The sequence below is a fragment of the Tepiditoga spiralis genome (genome assembly GCF_014701195.1).
Lineage (GTDB): Bacteria > Thermotogota > Thermotogae > Petrotogales > Petrotogaceae > Tepiditoga > Tepiditoga spiralis.
Genome location: NZ_AP018712.1, coordinates 1130987 through 1153609, shown reverse-complemented (window position 1 = coordinate 1153609; position 22623 = coordinate 1130987). Strand labels below are relative to the sequence as shown.

Here is a 22623-nt window from a genome sequence, read left to right as displayed (position 1 = left end):
ATTTCCTCCCTTTTTTTTTATAGATATGTAGTATACAATTGATATTATACATTATTTTTTGTTTTAGTTCAACTTTTTTTTAGTCTTCTTTGTTAATAATTTTTTCTGCAACTGATGCAGGAACTTCTTCATAATGATCAAAATGTAATGAATTAGTTGCTCTACCTTGAGACAATGATCTCATTGCTGTTGTATATCCAAATAATTCTGAAAGAGGTACTAATGCATGAATTATTCTTGTATTAGTATTTCCAACATTTTCAAAACCTTCTATTCTTCCTCTTCTTGAATTCAAATCAGCAATTATATCTCCCATATATTCTTCAGGTGTAGTTACATCTGTTTTCATTATAGGTTCAAGAAGTACTGGTTTACATTGTTTTGCTGCTTTCTTGAATGCTAAAGAACCAGCAATTTTAAATGCCATTTCAGAAGAGTCAACTTCATGATACGAACCATCATAAAGAGTAACCTTAACATTTACCATTGGATAACCAGCCAAAACACCATTTTGTAATGATTCTTTAATTCCATTTTCAACAGCTGGTATATATTCTCTTGGAATATTTCCACCAACAACTTTATTTTCAAAAACAAATGTTTCTTCACTATCAGATGGTAATGGTTCTACTATCATTTTAACATGACCATATTGTCCTTTACCACCAGTTTGTCTTACAAATTTTTCTTCAACATCTGTTTTTGCTTTAATTGTTTCTCTATAAGCAACTTGTGGTTTACCCACTTTAACATTAACTCCAAATTCTCTTTTAATTCTATCTACAATGATTTCAAGATGAAGTTCTCCCATTCCAGAAAGAATTGTTTCAGCTGTTTCAGGGTTAACTTCTGCTTTTAAACTTGGATCTTCTGAAGTTAAAGCATTTAATGCTTTAGATAATTTTTGTTCATCATTTTTTGTTTCAGGTTCAATTGAAACAGAGATAACTGGATCTGGAAATTCAAGATTTTCAAGAATTTCTTCTGAGCCTTCAAGAGATAATGTATCTCCAGTAGTTGTATCTTTTAAACCAACTATACCAACTATATCTCCAGCTCTTGCATAGTCAACTTCTTCTCTTTGATCAGAATGCATAAACATTAATCTTGAAACTCTTTCTTTCTTACCTTTAGTTGTATTTAAAACATAGCTACCTTTTTCCATTTTACCTGAGTAAACTCTAGCAAAGGTTAATTTTCCTACAAAAGGATCTGACATTATTTTAAATGCAAGAGCCATTAATGGTTCATTTTCATCTGGATGAACATCTCTTACAAATTCTTTAGTTCTATCATCATAAGCCTTTACAGGTGGTAAATCTAATGGAGAAGGTAAATAATCTATTATTGCATCAAGTACTGGTTGAACTCCTTTATTTTTAAATGATGTTCCACAGAAAACAGGAGTTATTTTAACTTCTATTGTACCTTTTCTTATAGCTGCTTTTAATTTATCTTCTGGAATTTCTTCACCTTCAAGATAAAGATCCATTAACTCTTCATCAAATTCAGCAGCTGCTGTTATTAAATCTTCTCTTTTTTCTTCTGCAAGTGATTGTAGTTCTTCTGGAATATCTCTATATTCCATTTGTGAACCATCTTCATTTACCCAATATAAAGCTTTCATTTTTATTAAGTCAACAACACCTGCAAAATCAGCTTCTGCACCAATAGCTATTTGCATAGCAACTGGATTGGCACCTAACTTATCAACCATTGTTTGAACAGCATTTAAAAAATCTGCTCCTATTTTATCCATTTTATTCATATATGCTATTCTTGGAACATTGTATTTATCTGCTTGTCTCCAAACTGTTTCTGATTGTGGTTCAACACCAACTTGTGCATCAAATGTTGCAACTGCACCATCAAGTACTCTAAGAGATCTTTCAACTTCAACCGTAAAGTCCACGTGACCTGGTGTATCGATTATATTAATTCTATGATCCTTCCAAAATGCAGTGGTTGCAGCAGAAGTTATTGTAATACCTCTTTCTTTTTCTTGATCCATCCAGTCCATTGTTGCAGTTCCATCATCAACAGAACCAATTTTATGTTTTTTACCTGTATAATAAAGAATTCTTTCAGTTGTAGTAGTTTTTCCAGCATCAATATGAGCAATTATTCCTATATTTCTTGTTCTATTTAGAGTATATTTTCTCTCTTTCACAGCAACTTCCTCCTAAATTACCATCTATAATGAGCAAATGCCTTGTTTGCATCAGCCATTTTATGAAGGTCGTCTTTTCTTTTTACAGAAGCTCCAGTACCTTTATGAGCATCCAATAATTCGTTTGAAAGTCTTTCAACCATTGGTTTACCACTTTTACTTCTTGCTGAAGCAACTATCCATCTTAATGCTAAAGAAATTGCTCTTTCTTCTGCAACTTCAAAAGGAACTTGATAGGTAGATCCTCCAATTCTTCTTGATCTTACTTCTATTAAAGGTCTTACATTATTAACTGCTTTATTCAAAGCATCCATTGCTTCTTCACCTGTTTTTTCTTTTAATATTTCTAATGATTTATAAACAATTTCTTGAGCTTTTGATTTTTTACCATCTTGCATTACTTTATTTACTAATTTAGTAACCAAAACATTACCATAAACTGGATCTGCTTCTATTGGTCTTTTTTCGGCTCTTTTTCTTCTCATTTCCTACCCTCCTATTATTTCTTTGCTTTAGGTCTCTTTGTACCATACTTTGATCTTGATTGCATTCTTCCATCAACACCTGCTGTATCAAGAGTACCTCTTAAAATTCTGTATCTAACACCAGGTAAATCCTTTACCCTTCCACCTCTAATTAAAACATTAGAATGTTCTTGAAGGTTATGACCTTCACCTGGAATATAGGTAGTAACTTCTATTCCATTTGACAATCTTACCCTTGCAATCTTTCTTAAAGCAGAGTTTGGTTTTTTAGGTGTAGTTGTAGAAACCCTTACACAAACACCCTTTTTTTGTGGATTTCCTTGTAATGCAGGTGACTTAGATTTTGAAGTCATCTTTTTTCTTCCGAAACGTATCAACTGATTAATAGTTGGCATATGTATATTTGCCCTCCTTCCATGATTTATTTTTAAAAATACCATTTCCTATTGTACATTATTAAACTTTAATTTTCAATTAAATTAGGTTAAATTTTCACCACAAAATAAAACTTCTTAGAACATTTGTTTAGAATCTGTTGTTTCACTCAAAATAATATATTAAAATTCCTATATTATTGAGTGCATTCTAAACAAATGTTCTTTAATAAAAATACTTATTTTTTAAAAATATCTTTTGTAACCTGTTTTTAATTTTTTTATATATTGATTTGGAATCCTTTTTATAAAATCATTTTCTTTTTTCATAAAAACAAATGAATTTCTCATATAAGGGTTAACAGTTCCAGTTACTTGTTTTAATATATACAATTCATTTTTTGCTCTTGTTATTGCTACATAAAATAATCTCTCTTCTTCATCAATCCTTTTTTCTCTTATTGCCATTCCATTTGGAAAATCTCCTGGATTTACAGAAATTAATATAACAACTTTCCATTCTAATCCTTTAGATCCATGTATTGTTGTTAATGTAACTTCTTTTTCTTCTTTTTCTTTTCTACTTGATGAAACTTTAATATTTTCACTCAAAGTCATTTCTTCAAGGAATTTTTCAAGGGTTTCATATTTATCTGCAATTTCAATAAATCTTTCTATATCCATATTTCTTGAACGCGAGTCTTTAAAGGTGAGTTTAGAATACTCTTTATAATGATTTTTAAATACATATTCAATTATATCAGAAGCAGTATTATTTTTAAATAATTCTACAAAAAAATTCAATACATTTTTATTTTTCTTCAATAATGAGGTTTCTAATCCAATTTCTAAATTTTTATTATCATTTAAACTATCAAATATGTTTTCATAAACTCTCACAGCTGTTTTACTTCCTATTTTGGGAAAAAGTTTTAAAGCCCTTGTCCACGATATTTTATCATATGGATTTTGAACTATTTTTAAAAATGATAAAATATCTTTTATATGTGCTGTTTCTATAAATCTTTTACCAGATAAAAGCCTGTAAGGAATTTTTTTAGAATCTAATTTTTGTTGTAATGTCATTGATAAAAAGTGAGATCTATACAATACCGCTATTTCATTTGGTTCTAATCCTTCATCAAGTTTTTCTTTTATTATTTTAACAACGGCTTCAGACTGTTCAAGATCATCAAAAGTTTCTATAATTATTGGTTTATCTATTGAATTTCTAACTGATTTTAATGTTTTATGAACTGAATTCAAAGGAATCATTTCATTAACTAAATTTACTATTTCTGGTGTACTTCTATAATTTGTTTGAATTTTAAATAAAGTTGAATTTTCCATAAATTCTTTTACATTTTCAAATCTTGCTCCTCTAAAAGAATAGATGCTTTGCGAATCATCACCAACTGCTATTAAATTTCCATGAACAGAGGATAAAGCTTCAACTATCTCTAACTGTATTTTATTTGTATCTTGAAATTCGTCTACAAGAACATATCTATACTTAGATGAAATGAATTGTAATATTTCTTTATTCATTCTAAACAAAACGGCAGTATTTACTAAAATATCATCGTAGTCCATAGCATTTATATCTTTCTTTATTTCTGCATATTTTTGCCATATATATTCAATGTCATTTTCATATTCAATTAAATTTGAAGATACTTCTAATATACTTTCTCTTAAAGATTTTAATGTGTTTTTAGAATAACTTATTATTTTCATAATTACATTTTCTTTTGGAAGTTTTTGAGCTCTATCTCCTATATTTTCTTTATATTCATTACGTGCTATTTTCAAAACATCTTTTGCATCTTCACTATCTAATATAGTAAAGTTATTTTTGTATCCTAATTTTCCTGCATATCTTCTCAAAATAGCATTACAAACATGATGAAAGGTACCTGCCGTCATTTCTTCTATATCAGAATTAGTAACATTTTTTACTCTTTCTATCATTTCTTTTGCTGCTGCTCTTGTGAAAGTTACCAATAGTATGTTTTTAGGATTTATACCATTATACATTAAATATGCTATTTTGTAAGTTATTACTCTTGTTTTACCTGAACCAGGTCCAGCTATTATCAAAGATCTACCTCTTGAATTAACAACAGCTTCTAATTGTTCTGAATCTAATTCATTTTTTATAAATTCCGGTATATTAGTTTCAAGTTCGAAGATATCTTCGTCCATAAACTCCCCCTAAAATATTTTTTTACCAAGCATAGATCTCAATTCTTTTAATTGTGCACTTCTACTTGGATGTCTTAGTTTTCTAAGTGCTTTTACTTCTATTTGTCTTATTCTTTCTCTTGTTACATTAAAAAATTGACCAACTTCTTCAAGTGTTTTTATTTTACCATCTAAAAGTCCATATCTCATTTTTAAAACTGTTGCTTCTTTTGGTTGAAGTGTATCTAATATTTTTTCAATCTCTTCTCTTAATATCATTTTAACAGCTGCTTCTTCTGGATGATCTATATTATCATCTGCTAAAAAATCTCCTATTGAAGAATCATCGTCATCAGATCCTGTTATAGGGGAATCTGCAGAAATTGTTTCTCTTGCTGCCATTAATATTTCATTTATCTTATCTTCTGATTTATCCATTAACTTTGCTAATTCTTCATTCGTAGGGTATTTACCATTATCCTGTAAAAACTCTCTTATAATTTTATTGAGTCTATTTATAGTTTCAACCATATGAACAGGTATTCTTATAGTTCTTGCTTGATCAGCAATAGCTCTTGTTATTGCTTGCCTTATCCACCAAGTTGCATAAGTAGAAAACTTAAAACCTTTTCTCCAATCAAATTTATTTACTGCTTTTATTAATCCTATATTTCCTTCTTGAATTAGGTCGAGAAAAGATAGCCCTCTTCCTATATATCTTTTGGCAATACTTATAACTAATCTTAAATTAGCTTTTATTAATTCATCTCTTGCGTGTTTATCGCCTTTTTGTGCTCTCATTGCAAGTTGTTTTTCTCTTCTTGTTGTTAAAAGATTTATCCTTCCTATTTCTTTTAAATAAATTTTAATTGGGTCATTCAATGCCATATTATCGAACATTTGCATTGAAGCAGAATCAAACATCTTTAAAACATCTTCTTCTGATTGAATTGGCTCATCATCAATTGAAATTTGATTTTCTATTATTTTTATATTTGATTTTTCAAGTTCTACGTATATACTTTCTATAAATTCACTGTTAAACTCATCCGTATCAGCTGGAATACATTTATCCACTTCATCATAAGTTAACTTATTACCATTTTTTTTAGCTTGAGTCTTTAATTTTTTTATTATACTTTGCACATCTCTGTGTTTTTTTACATTTCTTCTTTTTAACTTTATTTTGTCATCGTCTACAATTTCAATTTCTGCAAGATCTTTTATTATTTCTGCAACATTTTCTTTTCCCTTTTTTACTACTTGAGCCATTTAATTACCTCCACGATTCATTTTTTTAGCTTTGCATATATTGCAATTATCTCAGATGTTATCTCTGCTCTTTCTTTTGGTAATTTTGTTGTCTTTAATTTTTCTTTTAAATTTAAAATTTTGTTTTTTAAAGATAAATTTTCAAAACTTTTTTCTATTCTAAATAAAATTTCTGATGGCTCTATATAAAGATCTTTTTCCCACATTTCTGAAATGATTTTAGATAATTTATCAGAAGATTGTTCTAATATTTCAGAAAGATCTAAATCATTCTTTATATACATCAAAAATTCTTTTAATGGTTGTTCTGAAAGTATTGTTGCATCGAAAGATTTCAAAATTTTTTTATATTCAGGATATTTTATCCATAAATATACAAAAGCTTTCCCCAAATCATAACCGATTTCCTTTTCAATTAGTTTAGAGTTTTGTTTAATTTCACTTATCATTTGGTTATTTGTTTTTGAAATCTCGTTTAAGATTTTCTCAATTAGTTCTTCTGGTTTATTTATTTCTTTAGATATTTTTTTTACAAAAGAGTTTGCAATTTCAAATCTTTTAGCATTATTAAATTTTTTATACCAAATTCCCATTTCTTTTAAGTATGCTTCCACGCCAAAATCATTTTTTATATCATACTTTTTTAAAAAAGTTTCTGCAATGTATTCATGAAATTTATATGAATCTTTTAAAAGTTCAGCAATATATTTTTTGTCATACTTTTTTACAAGTTCATCAGGATCTTTTTCTTTATACTTTGCAACAGCAATTTGAAAATCTTTACTTTGTAATGTATCTATTGCAGATATTGTTGCTCTTTGCCCCGCATCATCATTGTCAAACATTGTAACAATTTTTTTAGTCAATTTCATAATATCAAATGCATGATTTTTAGTAAGTGTTGATCCCAACACGGCAACAACATTTTTAAATCCATATTTATACATTGAAATTGCATCAAAATAACCTTCAACAATTATTGCAAAATCATTTTGTTTTATAAATTCTTTATTTTTATAATAAAGATATAATATTTTTGATTTTTTAAAATATTCATTTTCAGAAGTATTTATATACTTAGGTCCATCGATATTTTCTATTAATCTTCCAGAAAAACCTGCCATTAATCCATTATTATCTCTTATTGGAATTATAAGTCTATTCTTAAATACTTCTCTACTTTCATTTAAAAGTCCTGCATTTATTGCTACATCTTTATCTATTAAATTTGATTTCAAAAAATTTTCTACTTCTTTTCCAGTAGAGTATCCTATTTCAAATTCTTCAACTAGATCTTTATTAATATTTCTTTTTTTTAAATATTCCCACACTTTATTTTTATAGCTTAAATTTAAAAGTTTTTCCGTATATATTTTTGATATTTCTTCATTTAATTTTATTTCTTCTGACACTTTTTTTTCTTTAAAATCAAATTCTATACCAGCTAATTTTGATGCTTTTTTTACAGCTTCAATAAATCCTATTTTTTCATATTTTTCTATAAAGTTAATTACATCTCCATGTGCTTTACAACCAAAGCAATGATATGTTTTACTTTCTGGAAAAATATAAAAAGAAGGTGTATCTTCTGCATGAAAAGGACATAAGGCTGTATAGTTTTTTCCAGCTTTTTTTACACTTATATAATTACTTATTACATCAACAATATCCAATTTTTCTTTTAGTTCAAAAGTAAGTTCTTTTAAATCATTGTATTTTTTCATTTTTATCATTCCCCGCTTAAAAAAAGAACGGCTCCTGAGAACCGTTCTTGATTGATTTGAAAAAAATGAATATTATCTTTTTGAAAATTGCATCTTTTTTCTTGCTTTTCTGAAACCAACTTTCTTTCTTTCTACTTTTCTTTGATCTCTTGTTAACATACCTTCTTTTTTTAAGATAGGTCTTAATGTTTCGTCAAATTGAAGTAATGCTCTTGCAATTCCAAGTCTAACTGCACCTGATTGTCCACTTAAGCCTCCACCATTTATTCTTATGACTAAGTCAAATTTATTTTCATTTTGTGTAACAACTAGTGGATCCATTGCATGCTTTTTCCAAACTGAATTGTTATTAAAATATTCAACTGAATCTTTATATTCTTTTCCATTAATTTTTATTTTACCTTCACCTGGTCTGAGATGAACTCTTGCAACTGAAGTCTTTCTTCTTCCTGTTCCATAGTAATCTATGAATTCAGCCATTTAACTCTTCCCTCCTTATAATTCTATTTTTTCTGGTTTTTGTGCAGTATGTGGATGTTCTGGACCTGCATAAACCTTTAATTTTTTCAACATTTGCTTTCCAAGAATACTTTTTGGAAGCATACCTTTAACAGCATGCATAATAACTCTTGTAGGGTGTTTTTCTAACATGTGTCTTGCTTTTGTTTCTTTTAACCCTCCTGGATAGTTAGAATGTCTATAATAAATTTTCTGTTCTAATTTCTTACCTGTTAAATGTATTTTTTCAGCATTTATAACTACAACAAAGTCTCCTGTATCTATAAATGAAGTATATGTTGGCTTTGTTTTACCTTGAAGTATCATAGCTATTTGAGATGCTAATCTTCCTAATGTTTTACCTTCTGCATCTACTAGATACCATTTTCTTTCTATTTCCGTTGGCTTTGCCACATAAGTCTTTTGTGTCATTTTGGAAGCCATTATTCCTTCCTCCTTTCATTTCTCAAGTATATTTTTAGTTTTTCTATAAATAAAATGTGCGATAATCGAGTCTATCGTAAACTTTATAAAATTAAATGCCATTAAAAATTCAAAAAAAGTAAGTATATCCATATAATATTGTTTTTTAAATTGAACAGCAATATCTCCTATACTTTTAACATCATTTAACCAAAATGGTAATGCTACAAAATAATTGAAAAAACACATAACAAGACCAACAGTCAAAGATGTAATAAGATATAAAAAATAACTTTTTATTTTTTTCTCTTCATTAATTGATTTCTTTACAAAATACAAGCCTGAAATATAAGCAAGTCCAGCAGAAAATCCCATTAAAATACCTATTGGTCCTCCACTACCAGCCTTTAATAAAAATAAAATACTTTTTACACTCAAAGTAAAAAAAGCCGGTATCCATCCATAAAGTAAAACAACTAATGCAATAAGAGAATCACTTGGATCAAATTTTAAAAAACCTACTGCAGGAAATATAGGGAATTCTATAAAAGTCAATAAAAAAGATAATCCTGCAACTATACCTGAAATCGCTAATTTTTTAGAGCTATTCATTATTCTGTTATTATACTTACATACTTTCTGTTATTTTTATCAAAAAACTTTACTTTTCCATCTGCTGTAGCAAATATTGTAAAGTCTTTTCCAAGTCCAACATTTTTACCTGGATGGATTTTTGTTCCTCTTTGTCTCACAATTATACTTCCAGCTTTAATGAATTTTCCTTCTGGACTCTTTATACCTAAATATTTAGGATTACTATCATGTCTATTGTGGTCAACACTTTTAGCAAAAAGTTGCAAATTCATTTTCATTTATTATTTCACCTCCACTTTCAAATGTTTCGGATAATCTTCTTCGATTCCCATTAAGGCTTCTTTCATGTACTTTACAAGTTTTATAGTCATTTCATCATTAGATATTATTTTTATCTTTAAATAACCTTCTTTGATTTCACAATTAGCTGTTTTTTCTTCTAACAAAATTTGAGCTACAAATTGAGTTATTGAACTAACAGCACTGCAAACTATATCTTGTCCTACGTTTGCGTACATTGCATGACCTTTTACTAAAATTTCATTTCCTTTAAAAATAGCTTTTATCATCCAACAATTTTTGTTATTTTTAAAGCTGTATAATTTTGTCTATGGCCCATTCTTCTTCTATACATTTTTCTTCCTCTAAATTTAACAACTAAAATTTTGTTGTCTCTTCCGTGTTCAACAACTTCTGCCTTTACACTTGCACCTTCAACAAATGGTTTTCCCATTTTTGCTCCATCTTCGCTCTTTAGGAATACTACTTTGTCAAAAACATATTCTGATCCTGCCTCTATACCTTTTACTGTTTCGGTATAAAGAACTTGACCTTCTTCTACCTTGTACTGCTTACCACCAAAGTCAATAATAGCGTACATAGTGTCACCTCCTGTTTTATGGAATAATAAGTTGGGACTAAAGGTACCAAAAAAAATTGGATTTAAAACCACAGTCCACTCGCTAATTCTATCATATTAGAAAAACAATTTTTATGAAAAATATGTAAATTTTTCATTGTTTTATCTTGTACACATCATCCACTAATTCAATTTTTTCTTCATTTATTAAATTCTCTATTCCCATATCTATTTTTAATTCATCTATAAATTGCTTTGGTATACCTTTTATTTTTCCAGAATTCATTTTTATCTTTTTTAAACAAAAATAAAATACTTTTTCTTTCTTTTCATTTGAAAAAGCGAGTAATTCTAGCATTTGATTTTTAAGCATCTTTTCAAACTTATCAGATTCATTTTCATTCTTTAATTGACTAAAAAAATCAGTATCTTGAATAATTTCATACTCAAAATCATCTAGTCCATAATAATCTATTATTCCTATATTATAATAAAATTTATCTATACCAATTATATCCCCTTTAGTATAAACCATTATAATACTTGAAGAATCTTCTGAAAATATTACTCCTATCGCTATACCAGATTTTATTTTATAAACTCCATCTATTTTAATTCCAAAATTTTCAATTAACGAATAATTCATTTGTTAGCCTCCGATAAGAAAATCTTATTATTCATATAGCTCATAGCATAATCCAACCAATTATTTTTACCATGAAATCTTAAAACCTCCCAATTTTTCTTTAAAAACTTGTTTATTATTTTTACATCATTAAATTTCATAGCAGCTATATAAACAACATAAAGCATTAAAGCTCTATCTTCCATAGTTATTATTCTATCAAACAACTCTAATAACATTGGTTCCCACTGTTCTTCTTCAAACTCATTCAGTGCTGATTTTAATAAATTAACAAATTTCATTATTGAAAACTCTTGTAAATATTGTTTTAAAAGACTTTCAAATTCATCAAATTTTTTTGGAACTTCAACTTCTTCTACATTCATTAAAAAATCAAAATTATCAATAAAATCTATAACATCCTCATCATCTTCAACTGCATATTCTTTTTCAGTTTTTCCAGATTTACATAAAAATACTTCTTCGGGATTTGGGAATTTTTTAGTTAATCCATAATATGCTAATGATATATAATTTTTGGATATATCTTTTAAAAGAAAATTCATATTTTCTTCTGATATATCAGAAATTTTTTCATATTCTTCATATTCAATATCTTCAACTACTTTATACGATGAAATTATTGGTATTTGTAATAAAAATGGAATAAACCCTATAAAATTATTAGAAGAATATTTTGTTTTTGAATCTGAAACAATCCCAGATTTTATATAAATAAATTTTTTTGGAACTTCATTTTTTTTCAATAAAGTTTTTCCTTTTTTTAATTTATTCATTATTTTTTCTCCTTTAATTTTAAAAATAAATCTATCTTTTTTGCAATATCTGGATAAAGATCTTCTAATTGTGACTTGACCTTTATCAATTTATCTTTTAATTTTTCAGTCCAAACCATTTTATTTAAATAATCATCTATATCATATCCATTTTGTATAAAAACAAAAGGATTATTTAAAAAATCAACTAAATTTTTATCTTTCCACTCGTTCAGATTTTTTGCAATGTCTGGATAAAGATCTTCTATTTGAGATATAACTTTGTTTATTTTTAGTTTAAGTTCATTAATATTGAATTTAAGTTTAGCATATTTCAAATATTGAATAACATCAAACCCTTTTGAAATAAAGGTTATTGGATCATCAAAAAAATCTGTTTTTTGAAAAACGTTTTTTACATTTATATATAATGGAACTTCAAAATTATTACCAATATATATAAAATTTTTTATTATTCTTGAAGCAACTGGTACTGATGAAGTTGTAGATAAAAGCCCTTTACCATCAACTCTAACCGAAACTCCTTTTGAACCAGTAAATCCAGTAAACCAAGTTGCATATTCTGCAGTACCCGTTTTTCCATGTATATCAATTCCATCAACATTGGCTTTTTTTCCACTTCCATTTTCAATAACGCCTCTTAAAAGTTGATTCATAGTGGAATAAGTTTCATTTGAAATGTTTACTTTTTTTTCTATTTCTGGATATTTTTTATAAATTAAATTTCCTTTTCTATCATATATTTCTGAAATAGAATAAATTTTAGGTATCAATCCATAATTTGGGAAAATACAAAAAGCTCTAACCATATTGTATGGATTACTTTCAAGTGTTCCTAAAGCTAAAGTTAAATCTGATGTATACTTTCCTTTTAGATTTATATTATTTATTAAAAAATTTTTTATTTGATCAATTGATTCTGTTGGAGAATTACCTATATGAGTAGCTAAATATATAGAAGGAACATTTAAAGAATGTATTAATGCATCTTTTAATTTAACTTCGCCTCTAAACTTATTATCAAAATTTTGTGGAGACCAACTACCAAAATTAATTGGTTTGTCTGGTAATATTGTATCTGGAGTATATCCTTTTTCAATAGCAAGTAAGTAATAAAATGGTTTTATATTAGACCCAATTTGTTTTAAAGACATAAAATTAGAGTATTGACTTCCCCAAAAACTTAATATTTTTCCATTTTTATTATTTATAACTATAGAAGATGTACTTGCATTTAAAGTAACTGATTCATAAACATCTTTATTAAAGGTAGTTTTTATTGTATATCCACCACCTTTTAATCCTATCTTACTTTCTTCTGATTTAGCTTGATATATAAAATTTAAATACTCTTTCTTATAATCCAACGGATATATTGTCATTTCATTTATTCTTTTTTCTATCTTAGCCTTATCTTTTATAAATGGGTTATTTTCTATAGAATATAAAAGTTTTATGGCTTGTTTTTTTGCTCTATCTGGATATCTATAAGGATTATAAAGTTCTGGACCATTTATTATTCCTACAAGAAGTAACATTTCTTCTGTATTTAATTCAAAAATATCTTTTCTAAAATATCTCATTGATGAAGCACCAAAACCAGATATATCATTTCCTTGATAAACACTATTTATATATCCTTCTAATATCTCATCTTTTGAATAAGATCTTTCTATAAAAAAAGCTAACATCATATCTAAAATTTTTCTTTTAAAAGTTTTTTCGTGTGAAAGATAAACAGTTTTAGCCAATTGTTGAGTTAGTGTACTTCCACCTTGAGAAAAGTTTTTTTCTTTGATATTTATGTAAAAAGCTCTTAATATAGCTTTTGGATTAACTCCAAAATGTTCAAAAAAATTTCTGTCTTCGGACCATATCAAATAGTATATTAATTCTTCAGGCACGTTCTCTAATTTAACATATTTGTATTTTGTTGGTAAAATCATCTCATTATCATCAAATAAATAGGTGTTATAATTTGAATTGACAAAAAATATAGATTTTGTATTTTTATAAAAAGAATTTGTATAAAAAAATATTATTAAAAAAGATATAAAAGTTAAAATAAAGCCACTTATAAAACTTTTCAAAATAATTCCTCCATTCACTAAAAGTCTAAAAATATTATACCATAAAGGAGCCTAAAATGAGATATTTATTAAAAATTAAAAAGCACGGAAAGTTTATTTATACATCACATCATGATACTAATAGAGCAATAGAGTATACCTTAAGAAGATTAAATTGTCCTATGAAATTTTCAAAAGGGTACCATCCAATACCTTCTTTTTCATTCTCTCCTCCAATACCTCTTGGATATATGGTTAAAGAATTATACATTGCTGTTGATACAATAAAAAATTTTGATTTTTCTAATTTTAATAAAAAATCTCCAAAAGGTTTAACTTTGATGGACGCAAAAATAGTTGATGATAAATATACTCCAGTAAATGAAATCAAAGGTTATTACATAACCGCTTATTTATCTAAAAATATGTATGAAAAATTATTAAAAATCAATCCTGAATTTTCAAATTTAAAAGCTTTCAAAAACAAAAAAAATATTTTTGTGATAGAATATTATAGAGATATAAAAAATTTTCATAATATTTTAAAAGACTTAAAATATGAAGAATATCAAAGAGAATTTGTTTATTTAATCTGTAAAAAAACATTATTAAAAAATAATTAAAACAATTATTTGGAGGGATCTATATGAAAAAAGTTCTTGTTGTTGATGATTCTGATGTTCTTAGAAAAATAATAACCTTTAATTTAAAAACCGCAGGTTATGAAATTTACGAAGCAACAAATGGAGAAGAGGGCTATAATAAAATAAAAGAAATAAAACCAGATGTCGTATGTTTAGATATAATGATGCCTATAATGGATGGCTTCACTGTTTTAAAAAAATTAAAAGAAGAAAATATAAACATTCCTATAATTGTTTTAACAGCTAAAGGCGGAGAATCAGATGAGGTTTATGCTATTTCTTTGGGTGCAAAAAAAGTAATGACAAAACCTTTTAGTCCAAAACTTTTATTAGATACAATAAAAGAAATCGCAGGTGAATGATGTGATAAATATTATTGATATATATTTAAAATTAAATAATATTCTAAACATTTTCAAAGATGATATAAAAAATATTTCTAATGAAGAAATTTCAAATAGAATAAATACTTTAATAGATAATTACATTGTGGAAATGAATAATTATAAATCTCAAATTGAAGAAACAACTATGATCTTACAAGCTCAATTCGAAGAAATATCAAGAACATATGAAGAACTCACAACCATATTAGATATAAGTAAACTCATTTTTTCTGTTAAAGATCCAAGATTAACTATTGATAAAATTGTTAATAGATTAAAAGATATAGTTGATTTTGAAAATGTAGTAATAGGAGAGTTTAACAATTCTACATTAGATCTTTCATTTAAACCTTTATTTTTAGAATTAACAACAACTGGTTTTGAAACTATCCCTAATTTAATAAATTATTTTTATAAAGAAAAAAATTTCAAAACAATTTTATCTGAAACCGATCCTTTAAATAAAAGCGAAAAATCTATATTATTAATTCCTATAAAATCAGATGTAAAAATTTGGGGCTTTGTTTTATTATATGGAAAAAAAGATAATTCTTTTTTCTTGGCTTCAGATAAAAAAATAATGGAATCAGTTACCGAACAATTATCTTTTGGATTTGATACAATGGATTATCTAAATGATCGAATAAAACAAGAAAAAATTTCAAATCAATTAAAATTTGCAAAACAAATACAAGAATCTCTTTTACCTCATGAAATTCCTAAATTAAAAAAAATAGAATCGTCAGCATTTTATCGTTCTGCATTTGATGTTGGAGGAGACTATTATGATCTTATAAAATTGGATGAAGATAGACTTTTTGGAATACTTGCCGATGTATCTGGAAAAGGTGTTCCTGCTGCATTAATAATGAGTTCCGTTAAAGCTGTTTTAAAAAGTCGTATAGAAAAAAGCGAATCAATAGAAGAATTAGCAATATATTTAAATCATTATCTTTCTCAAAATATTCCCGATGACACTTTTGTAACAGCAATATTTATCCTATTGAACTCTAAAGAAAAAAGTGTTAAAATAATAAACGCAGGTCATAATAATACTCCAATATTTATAGATGGAGAATATAAAATTTCAAAAGCATCTGGATTACCATTAGGCATCATCGAAGAAAATCCTTTAATAGTTGAAAATTACAACTATAAGGATTCGTTTTTGTTTGTAACTTATACAGATGGAATAACAGAGGCAAGAAATGGTGCTGGTGATGAATTTGAATATGAAAGACTTGAAAAATTAATAAAACAGAAAACACAAGAAAATATGGATGTAATAGTTAAAAGTATAATAGAAGCAGTAGATGATTTTGTAAAAGAAGCACCACAACACGATGATACTACTTTGTTAGCAATAAAAAGTTATTAAATATAGGAGGGATTCACATGTCAGGACATAATAAATGGTCCAACATTCAACACAGAAAAGGCGCACAAGACGCTAAGAAATCAAAAATTTTCACAAAGCTCATTAGAGAATTGACAGTTGCTGCAAGAGAAGGTGGCGACCCAGAATCAAATGCAAGATTGAGATCAGCAATAGAAAAAGCAAGAGACGCTAATATGCCAAAAGATAAGATTGAAACTGCTATAAAAAAAGGTACTGGTGAATTAGGTGGAGAAGAACTTTTCGAACTCATGTATGAAGGATATGGGCCAGAAGGAGTTGCATTAATAATTTCTGTTGTTACAAACAATAAAAATAGATCAGCTCAAGAAGTAAGACATATTCTTTCTAAACATGGTGGTTCATTAGCTGAAAGTGGTGCTGTTGCTTGGAACTTTGAAAAAAAAGCTTTAATAACTATACCAAAAGAAGAAATTGCTGATATGGATGAATTCATGATGGAAGCTATTGAAGCAGGAGCAGAAGACGTTGATGATTCAACAGATCCAGTAGAAATAACAGCAGCTCCAGATGCTCTTGGTACAGTAAGAGATGCTTTAAAAGATAAATATACAGTAAAAGCAGATTTAACTTATAATCCAAAAACAACTGTAAAATTAACAGGAAGCCCTGCTGAAAAATTATTTAAACTTTTAAATGCATTAGAAGAAAATGACGATGTACAAAATGTTTATGGTAATGAAGATATAGATGATGAAGAAATGGAAAGAATTGCAGAAAATATGTAATTAATAAAAACAAAAGGCGGGGACATTCCCCGTTTTTTTACTATTGGGGGATAAAATGATTAAAAAAATTATTTTTATTCTTTTTACTATAATAATTACACTATCCTTTTCTAATAATAATTCTAATAAAATTTTTTTAGTTCAAGACTACGGAAAAACTTTCAAATATTCTTTTGATTTTAAATTTAAATTAGAAGATATTTATTCAGCTTCTATAAATTATGAATTCAAATTTATAAATAATACTGTTGAAACATCAAAAATTAATGATATAATTAAATATGTGGAATTTTCACAACCAGGATTTGAAATAACTTATAGAAAATTAAACAGTATAACCTCTCCAGATTTTTTTAAAAAAAATTTTTTTGGCTATACAATCGTTATGGATAATTATATACTTTTATCTTTGAATGACCTTTATGCTGGAATAAACTTCCAAAAAGGCTTATTTCACACTTCTTATTGGATAAATACACAAAATTTTGAAAATTCCGAGATAAATATTGGTATAAATAATAATGAAATTGGAATTGATTTGAATTTATTTAATATAAACAAAAAAATAACCTTGTATTATAAAGGGTTATATATTACTATGTTAAAAGATAATTATGAACTTTATATTTTAAATAGAGACTTTAACTTCTACTTTAATAAGAAAAATAACACTTTAAATATAAATTCAAAATTTTTCTCTATAAATGAAAATAAATTCAATATTAGATTTCCTCTTATTGAAAATATTTATTTATTATATTCAAATAATGGTTTTGGACTTTCATTTTATTTAAAAATTTAAAAATAAATACGGAGGTGTCATATGAACGAAAGCTTAATTTACAAATCACCTTACAATGACAAAGATTATGAAAAATTATTAAAAGATTTAAATACGTATTTTGAAGTTGATTTGAGTGGATACAAACAACACAGAGTACGCAGGAGAATAGATATGCTCATGAGAAAACATTCATATAAAACATATGGAGAATATATGAATAATCTCAGAAAAGATACTAAACTTTGGGATGAATTTTTAGATAAATTAACAATAAATGTTACTGAATTTTTTAGAAATCCAGAAAAATGGGAATATTTAAAAAAAGAAATACTTCCTAAACTTTTAAAAGAAAATCCAATGAAATTTAGAGCTTGGAGTGCTGGATGTTCAACTGGTGAAGAACCACATACTTTATCTATTGTTTTAGATCAAATTAATGCTCCTTCATCTGCAAAAATATTAGCTGCAGATTTTGATAAATTTGTTCTAAAAAAAGCACAAGAAGGTATTTATGATAAAAGAAGTTTAATTAATTTTTCTCCATCTGATATTGATAAGTATTTTATGAAGCTTGAAAACGGAAAATTTAAAGTAAAACCACAATATAAAACAAGAATAACCTTTAAAAGGTTAAATCTATTAATGGATACATTTGATAAAAATTTTGATTTAATTATTTGTAGAAATGTTGTTATATACTTTGATACAGACGCAAAAGATATGTTGTATAGAAAATTTGTAGATGCTTTAAAACCTGGTGGTGTGCTATTTGTAGGATCAACTGAAAGAATATTTAATTATAGAGAATTAGGCTTAAAAACAATAGCGCCATTCTTTTATCAAAAGGTATAAGCTATGACTTGGATAATTCCAATATCAATATTTCTTGATCAAATTTCAAAAATTTGGTCAAGAGATTTTTTATCTTTAAACCCTATAAATATTTGGTTTATTAAACTAACCTATGCACAAAACACCGGAATGGCTTTTGGAATGTTTAAAAATAACGCTTTTTTATTAGGTATTTTTTCAACATCTGCAATATGTATTGCACTTTTATTTAGAGAATGGTATTTAAAAAAAGAAAAATCAAAATTATTTGATTTAGGAATAAACATGGTAATAGGTGGAGCACTTGGTAATATGTATGATAGAATTAGAATAGGATATGTTGTAGATATGGTATATGTTCCTCATTTTGCAATATTTAATGTAGCAGACTCTTTTGTAACTATTGGTGGAATAATATTAGCAATATATTTTCTTTGGAGAAGTAAACATGATTGAAAAAATAGAATCAAAAGATTCTGGCAAACGCTTAGATTTATTTATAAAAAGTATTGTTCCAGATTGGATATCGAGAACACACATACAAAAATTTATAAAAGATAAAAAGATCTTGATAAATAATAAAAAGTCAAAACCCTCTTATAAATTAAAAGAAAATGACATTATTTATATTGATATACCAGATAAACCAGAACCAGTAGAAGTACTAGCTGAAAATATACCTTTAGATATAATATATGAAGATTCAGATATAATTGTAGTTAATAAACAACCAAATTTAATAGTACATCCTGCCTACAGCATTGTATCAGGAACACTCGTAAACGCCTTATTGTATCATTGTAAGGACTTAAAAGGCATTGGCGGAGAATTGCGTCCTGGAATAGTTCATAGATTAGATAAAAATACCTCTGGAACAATAGTAATAGCAAAAAATGATATTGCAATGAACTCACTTGCAAAACAATTTAAAGATAGAGTAACAAAAAAGACCTATTTAGCTTTAGTAAAAGGACATCCCCAAAAAGAAGGAAAAATAAATGCTCCTATTGCAAGGCACCCAACAATAAGAATAAAGATGTCTGTTGTTGAAGATGGAAAAAATTCACTAACTCTTTATAAAAATATAAAATCTTTTAAAGATGGTTCTTTAATGTGGATAACTTTAAAAACAGGAAGAACACATCAAATACGTGTACATTTTAAACATATAGGTCATCCTTTATTTGGTGATGAAGTCTATGGAAAACACGATAATGAATTAGGGATATACAGACAAATGTTGCATGCATTTACTCTTGGATTTTACCATCCACGATCTGAAAAATGGATGAGATTTGTTGCTAAATTACCAAATGATTTTAAAAAAGCAATAATAACTTTAAATTCAAGGTGATAACATGGCTATATTAGGACCAGTTTCAACAAATAAAAGTAATTCTTATATACAAATAAGAGATTTATTTAATTTAGCAAAAAAATATAAATTTAATACGATAATACTTTGTGAACCTCATCCAAAATCTTGGATGAAGTTTATTTATTTTTCAAAACAATACAACATAAAACCAATAATTTTGTATAAAGTACATAACACAAAATATATTATAAAAAATGAACAAGATATTTTAATTGCAATAAAACATTATAATAAATTAAAAAAAGATTTAAATCTTGAAGAAATAAAATTTAACTTACCAACAATTTTTTATCCTACAAAAATACTTAAAAATTTATTAAAAGATGATAAAAATCTTTCAATTTCTGAAGGGCATTTAAACTCTGAAAAATTAAAAATATTTGAAAATATAAAGACAAATTATAACTTAAATATTTTTAATATAAATATTCCTAATTTTGGAGGATATCAAAAATTAACTGAACTATTAAATAAAAAAAAATATACTGAAAAAGAATTAAATAGATTAAAAAAAGAATTATCTCTAATAAAAGAATTAAATACATCAAATTATATATTAACAGTAAAAAAAATAATAGATACTGCAAAACAAAAAAATATAACTATTGGACCAGGAAGAGGATCTTCGGTTAGTTCTTTAGTTGTAAAATCTTTAGGAATAACTCAAATTAACCCTTTAAAATATGATTTATTATTTGAAAGATTTTTAAATAAATATAGAAAAGAACTGCCAGATATAGACATAGATATAGATGCTGAAAAAAGAAATGAATTAATACAAGAATTAGAGAATGTTTTTGGAAAGTATCATGTTGCTCAAATAAGAACCACATCAACAATGAAAAAAAAATCTGTATTAAAAAAATTAACTGAACTTACTAAAGTAAAAGAAATCCCTAATATGACTGCTCCTATAAGATCAAAAGAAAATTTAATGAAATTTAAAAAATTATCTAAAGATAAAAAAATATTATACAACATATCTTATTATTTAGAAGGACTTGAAACAGCTGAATCAGTTCACGCTGCTGGAATAATAATATCTGATAAAGATTTAAGAGAATATTTACCATTAGAGTATAGAAAAATTCCTGTAATAGAATGGGATATGAATGATTTGAAATTATTAAATATAGAAAAATTTGATTTATTATCCTTAGATACTATAAGTTTCATGAATAAATTAAACATAGAATATCATTATGAAAACTTAAATAATAAAATCGTTTATGAAAATATATCAAAAGGATTAACAAAAGGTATTTTTCAACTGGATTCAAAACTTGGTAAAATCCTTTCACAAAAAATAAAACCTTCAAATTTTGAAGAATTAATTCTTCTTCTCTCAATAAATAGGCCGGGGCCTTTAGAATCTGGGATGATAGATGAATATATAGAAAAAAGTTCTCCTAATTACTTAAAAAAATTATTTCCAGAAACGAATGGAGTTTTAATTTATCAAGAACAAATAATGAAACTTGCACAAAATACAGCAAAATTTACGCCAGAAGAGTCAGATGAATTAAGAAAGGCACTTTCTAAAAAAAACAATGAAAAGTTGCTTCCATTAAAAAACAAATTTATAGAAAATACAACCTTACCAGAACCACAAATACTATTTGAAAAAATAGAAAATTTTGCAAAATATTCATTTGTAAAGTCTCATGCAACCGCTTATGCTCATATAAGTTATTGGCTTGCTGAAAAAAAATTTACAAACCCAGAAAAATTTTTTCTTGAATACATAAATTCAAAAGGATTAGATATTAATATAATAAATGAATGTAGTATTTTAAATATAAAAATAATATCTCCATCAATTGAATATTCAACTGGAATTTATAAAAAAAATGAAATACTTCTTCCACTTCATACAATAAAAGGAATTGGAAAAAATATATCAAAACTATTATTTAATAACAAAATAAAAACCTTAGAAAGTTTTGTTGAATATTGTAAAAAAAATAATATTAATAAAGGTATAATGGAAAATTTAATAAAAAGTGGAAGTCTTGATTTTATAAATACAAATAGAAAACAAATGCTTAGAAGTTTAACTAAATTAATTCAAGGAGAACTGTATGACTTAAAAGAAATACAGAATAGTATCTTTGGAAATAATGAAAAAGAAGATAAAAAAGTAGAAACAACAATAGAAGATAAATTGCTTTATGACTGTGAAACAATTGGATTTCCAATAACAGCTTTAACTATTAAAAAATTATCTAATACTTTAATAAAAAAATATTATAATAATGACCAAATTCACTTTAATGGATATCAAATAAAAAATTTTTTAGTTGATAATTCATCAATAATTGAAGTAAAAACATATTCAAAAAAAGCTAAAAGAATTTTAACTACATTATAAAAAAATACCT

24 protein-coding genes are annotated in these 22623 nt (G+C 26.2%); 9 read left to right on the top strand and 15 right to left on the bottom strand.

Features of this window, described 5'->3' with window-relative positions:
- Nucleotides 1-79: 79 nt before the first annotated feature.
- The 15 genes from fusA to IGS63_RS05225 form a co-directional block, all read right to left on the bottom strand.
- A complete protein-coding gene (gene fusA, locus IGS63_RS05295) occupies nucleotides 80-2170 on the bottom strand; it encodes an elongation factor G (RefSeq protein ID WP_190615960.1) in 2091 nt (696 codons plus the stop codon).
- Between the two features lie 17 nt (nucleotides 2171-2187).
- Nucleotides 2188-2655: a 30S ribosomal protein S7 gene (gene rpsG / locus IGS63_RS05290; protein ID WP_190615959.1), complete on the bottom strand. Its 468-nt coding sequence runs from the start codon at nucleotides 2653-2655 to the stop codon at nucleotides 2188-2190.
- A 14-nt stretch (nucleotides 2656-2669) separates the two neighbouring features.
- A complete protein-coding gene (gene rpsL / locus IGS63_RS05285; protein ID WP_190615958.1) occupies nucleotides 2670-3050 on the bottom strand; it encodes a 30S ribosomal protein S12 in 381 nt (126 codons plus the stop codon).
- A 225-nt stretch (nucleotides 3051-3275) separates the two neighbouring features.
- On the bottom strand, nucleotides 3276-5234 hold the full coding sequence (locus IGS63_RS05280) for an ATP-dependent helicase (RefSeq protein ID WP_190615957.1): 1959 nt from the start codon (nucleotides 5232-5234) through the stop codon (nucleotides 3276-3278).
- A 9-nt stretch (nucleotides 5235-5243) separates the two neighbouring features.
- On the bottom strand, nucleotides 5244-6485 hold the full coding sequence (gene rpoD, locus IGS63_RS05275) for an RNA polymerase sigma factor RpoD (protein WP_190615956.1): 1242 nt from the start codon (nucleotides 6483-6485) through the stop codon (nucleotides 5244-5246).
- Nucleotides 6486-6502: 17 nt separating this feature from the next.
- Nucleotides 6503-8209, bottom strand: a complete 1707-nt coding sequence (dnaG, locus tag IGS63_RS05270) for a DNA primase (RefSeq protein ID WP_190615955.1) — start codon at nucleotides 8207-8209, stop codon at nucleotides 6503-6505.
- Nucleotides 8210-8281: 72 nt separating this feature from the next.
- Entirely contained in the window at nucleotides 8282-8689 is a 408-nt protein-coding gene (gene rpsI / locus IGS63_RS05265) for a 30S ribosomal protein S9 (RefSeq protein WP_190615954.1), read from the bottom strand.
- A 15-nt stretch (nucleotides 8690-8704) separates the two neighbouring features.
- Nucleotides 8705-9151 carry a 50S ribosomal protein L13 gene (gene rplM / locus IGS63_RS05260; RefSeq protein ID WP_190615953.1) on the bottom strand — a complete coding sequence of 149 codons (447 nt, stop codon included), beginning with the start codon at nucleotides 9149-9151 and terminating at the stop codon, nucleotides 8705-8707.
- 15 nt (nucleotides 9152-9166) lie between these two features.
- Nucleotides 9167-9742 (bottom strand): ECF transporter S component, encoded by a 576-nt coding sequence (locus IGS63_RS05255; protein ID WP_190615952.1) that lies wholly within the window; start codon nucleotides 9740-9742, stop codon nucleotides 9167-9169.
- Nucleotides 9742-10002 (bottom strand): 50S ribosomal protein L27, encoded by a 261-nt coding sequence (gene rpmA, locus IGS63_RS05250; RefSeq protein WP_190615951.1) that lies wholly within the window; start codon nucleotides 10000-10002, stop codon nucleotides 9742-9744. The genes IGS63_RS05255 and rpmA overlap by 1 nt, the downstream gene beginning before the upstream one ends.
- 3 nt (nucleotides 10003-10005) lie before the next feature.
- Nucleotides 10006-10293, bottom strand: coding sequence for a ribosomal-processing cysteine protease Prp (locus IGS63_RS05245; protein ID WP_190615950.1), 288 nt, complete (start codon nucleotides 10291-10293; stop codon nucleotides 10006-10008).
- Nucleotides 10290-10604: a 50S ribosomal protein L21 gene (gene rplU / locus IGS63_RS05240; protein WP_190615949.1), complete on the bottom strand. Its 315-nt coding sequence runs from the start codon at nucleotides 10602-10604 to the stop codon at nucleotides 10290-10292. Before rplU ends, IGS63_RS05245 begins: the two co-directional genes overlap by 4 nt.
- A gap of 133 nt (nucleotides 10605-10737) precedes the next feature.
- Entirely contained in the window at nucleotides 10738-11229 is a 492-nt protein-coding gene (locus IGS63_RS05235) for a hypothetical protein (protein ID WP_190615948.1), read from the bottom strand.
- Nucleotides 11226-12005, bottom strand: a complete 780-nt coding sequence (locus IGS63_RS05230; RefSeq protein WP_190615947.1) for a hypothetical protein — start codon at nucleotides 12003-12005, stop codon at nucleotides 11226-11228. The genes IGS63_RS05235 and IGS63_RS05230 overlap by 4 nt, the downstream gene beginning before the upstream one ends.
- Nucleotides 12005-14095, bottom strand: coding sequence for a transglycosylase domain-containing protein (locus IGS63_RS05225; RefSeq protein ID WP_190615946.1), 2091 nt, complete (start codon nucleotides 14093-14095; stop codon nucleotides 12005-12007). Before IGS63_RS05225 ends, IGS63_RS05230 begins: the two co-directional genes overlap by 1 nt.
- 56 nt (nucleotides 14096-14151) lie before the next feature.
- On the opposite strand from IGS63_RS05225, the gene IGS63_RS05220 reads away from it, so the two are divergent.
- From IGS63_RS05220 to IGS63_RS05180, 9 genes are read left to right on the top strand one after another with little or no spacing between them, the layout of a single operon-like run.
- Complete coding sequence (locus tag IGS63_RS05220) at nucleotides 14152-14697, top strand: TIGR03936 family radical SAM-associated protein (protein ID WP_190615945.1); 546 nt, start codon at nucleotides 14152-14154, stop codon at nucleotides 14695-14697.
- 23 nt (nucleotides 14698-14720) lie between these two features.
- A complete protein-coding gene (locus IGS63_RS05215) occupies nucleotides 14721-15080 on the top strand; it encodes a response regulator transcription factor (protein ID WP_190615944.1) in 360 nt (119 codons plus the stop codon).
- Nucleotide 15081: 1 nt separating this feature from the next.
- Nucleotides 15082-16482, top strand: a complete 1401-nt coding sequence (locus tag IGS63_RS05210; protein ID WP_190615943.1) for a SpoIIE family protein phosphatase — start codon at nucleotides 15082-15084, stop codon at nucleotides 16480-16482.
- 17 nt (nucleotides 16483-16499) lie between these two features.
- Nucleotides 16500-17249, top strand: coding sequence for a YebC/PmpR family DNA-binding transcriptional regulator (locus IGS63_RS05205; RefSeq protein ID WP_190615942.1), 750 nt, complete (start codon nucleotides 16500-16502; stop codon nucleotides 17247-17249).
- A 55-nt stretch (nucleotides 17250-17304) separates the two neighbouring features.
- Nucleotides 17305-18051, top strand: a complete 747-nt coding sequence (locus IGS63_RS05200) for a hypothetical protein (RefSeq protein WP_190615941.1) — start codon at nucleotides 17305-17307, stop codon at nucleotides 18049-18051.
- 21 nt (nucleotides 18052-18072) lie between these two features.
- Nucleotides 18073-18885: a CheR family methyltransferase gene (locus tag IGS63_RS05195; RefSeq protein WP_190615940.1), complete on the top strand. Its 813-nt coding sequence runs from the start codon at nucleotides 18073-18075 to the stop codon at nucleotides 18883-18885.
- A 3-nt stretch (nucleotides 18886-18888) separates the two neighbouring features.
- Nucleotides 18889-19320 (top strand): signal peptidase II, encoded by a 432-nt coding sequence (gene lspA / locus IGS63_RS05190; protein ID WP_190615939.1) that lies wholly within the window; start codon nucleotides 18889-18891, stop codon nucleotides 19318-19320.
- Nucleotides 19313-20218, top strand: a complete 906-nt coding sequence (locus IGS63_RS05185) for an RluA family pseudouridine synthase (protein ID WP_190615938.1) — start codon at nucleotides 19313-19315, stop codon at nucleotides 20216-20218. The genes lspA and IGS63_RS05185 overlap by 8 nt, the downstream gene beginning before the upstream one ends.
- A gap of 4 nt (nucleotides 20219-20222) precedes the next feature.
- Complete coding sequence (locus tag IGS63_RS05180) at nucleotides 20223-22613, top strand: DNA polymerase III subunit alpha (RefSeq protein ID WP_190615937.1); 2391 nt, start codon at nucleotides 20223-20225, stop codon at nucleotides 22611-22613.
- Nucleotides 22614-22623: the final 10 nt, after the last annotated feature.

Coding starts and splice junctions, on each gene's coding strand:
- IGS63_RS05255 (WP_190615952.1), bottom strand. CDS start 9,742: ATGAATAGCTCTAAAAAATTAGCGATTTCAGGTATAGTTGCAGGATTA.
- IGS63_RS05280 (WP_190615957.1), bottom strand. CDS start 5,234: ATGGACGAAGATATCTTCGAACTTGAAACTAATATACCGGAATTTATA.
- IGS63_RS05215 (WP_190615944.1), top strand. CDS start 14,721: ATGAAAAAAGTTCTTGTTGTTGATGATTCTGATGTTCTTAGAAAAATA.
- IGS63_RS05220 (WP_190615945.1), top strand. CDS start 14,152: ATGAGATATTTATTAAAAATTAAAAAGCACGGAAAGTTTATTTATACA.
- rpsL (WP_190615958.1), bottom strand. CDS start 3,050: ATGCCAACTATTAATCAGTTGATACGTTTCGGAAGAAAAAAGATGACT.
- rplU (WP_190615949.1), bottom strand. CDS start 10,604: ATGTACGCTATTATTGACTTTGGTGGTAAGCAGTACAAGGTAGAAGAA.
- rpsG (WP_190615959.1), bottom strand. CDS start 2,655: ATGAGAAGAAAAAGAGCCGAAAAAAGACCAATAGAAGCAGATCCAGTT.
- rplM (WP_190615953.1), bottom strand. CDS start 9,151: ATGGCTTCCAAAATGACACAAAAGACTTATGTGGCAAAGCCAACGGAA.
- IGS63_RS05230 (WP_190615947.1), bottom strand. CDS start 12,005: ATGAATAAATTAAAAAAAGGAAAAACTTTATTGAAAAAAAATGAAGTT.
- lspA (WP_190615939.1), top strand. CDS start 18,889: ATGACTTGGATAATTCCAATATCAATATTTCTTGATCAAATTTCAAAA.
- IGS63_RS05245 (WP_190615950.1), bottom strand. CDS start 10,293: ATGATAAAAGCTATTTTTAAAGGAAATGAAATTTTAGTAAAAGGTCAT.
- IGS63_RS05180 (WP_190615937.1), top strand. CDS start 20,223: ATGGCTATATTAGGACCAGTTTCAACAAATAAAAGTAATTCTTATATA.
- IGS63_RS05235 (WP_190615948.1), bottom strand. CDS start 11,229: ATGAATTATTCGTTAATTGAAAATTTTGGAATTAAAATAGATGGAGTT.
- rpsI (WP_190615954.1), bottom strand. CDS start 8,689: ATGGCTGAATTCATAGATTACTATGGAACAGGAAGAAGAAAGACTTCA.
- rpmA (WP_190615951.1), bottom strand. CDS start 10,002: ATGAAAATGAATTTGCAACTTTTTGCTAAAAGTGTTGACCACAATAGA.
- IGS63_RS05200 (WP_190615941.1), top strand. CDS start 17,305: ATGATTAAAAAAATTATTTTTATTCTTTTTACTATAATAATTACACTA.
- IGS63_RS05185 (WP_190615938.1), top strand. CDS start 19,313: ATGATTGAAAAAATAGAATCAAAAGATTCTGGCAAACGCTTAGATTTA.
- dnaG (WP_190615955.1), bottom strand. CDS start 8,209: ATGAAAAAATACAATGATTTAAAAGAACTTACTTTTGAACTAAAAGAA.
- IGS63_RS05205 (WP_190615942.1), top strand. CDS start 16,500: ATGTCAGGACATAATAAATGGTCCAACATTCAACACAGAAAAGGCGCA.
- IGS63_RS05195 (WP_190615940.1), top strand. CDS start 18,073: ATGAACGAAAGCTTAATTTACAAATCACCTTACAATGACAAAGATTAT.
- rpoD (WP_190615956.1), bottom strand. CDS start 6,485: ATGGCTCAAGTAGTAAAAAAGGGAAAAGAAAATGTTGCAGAAATAATA.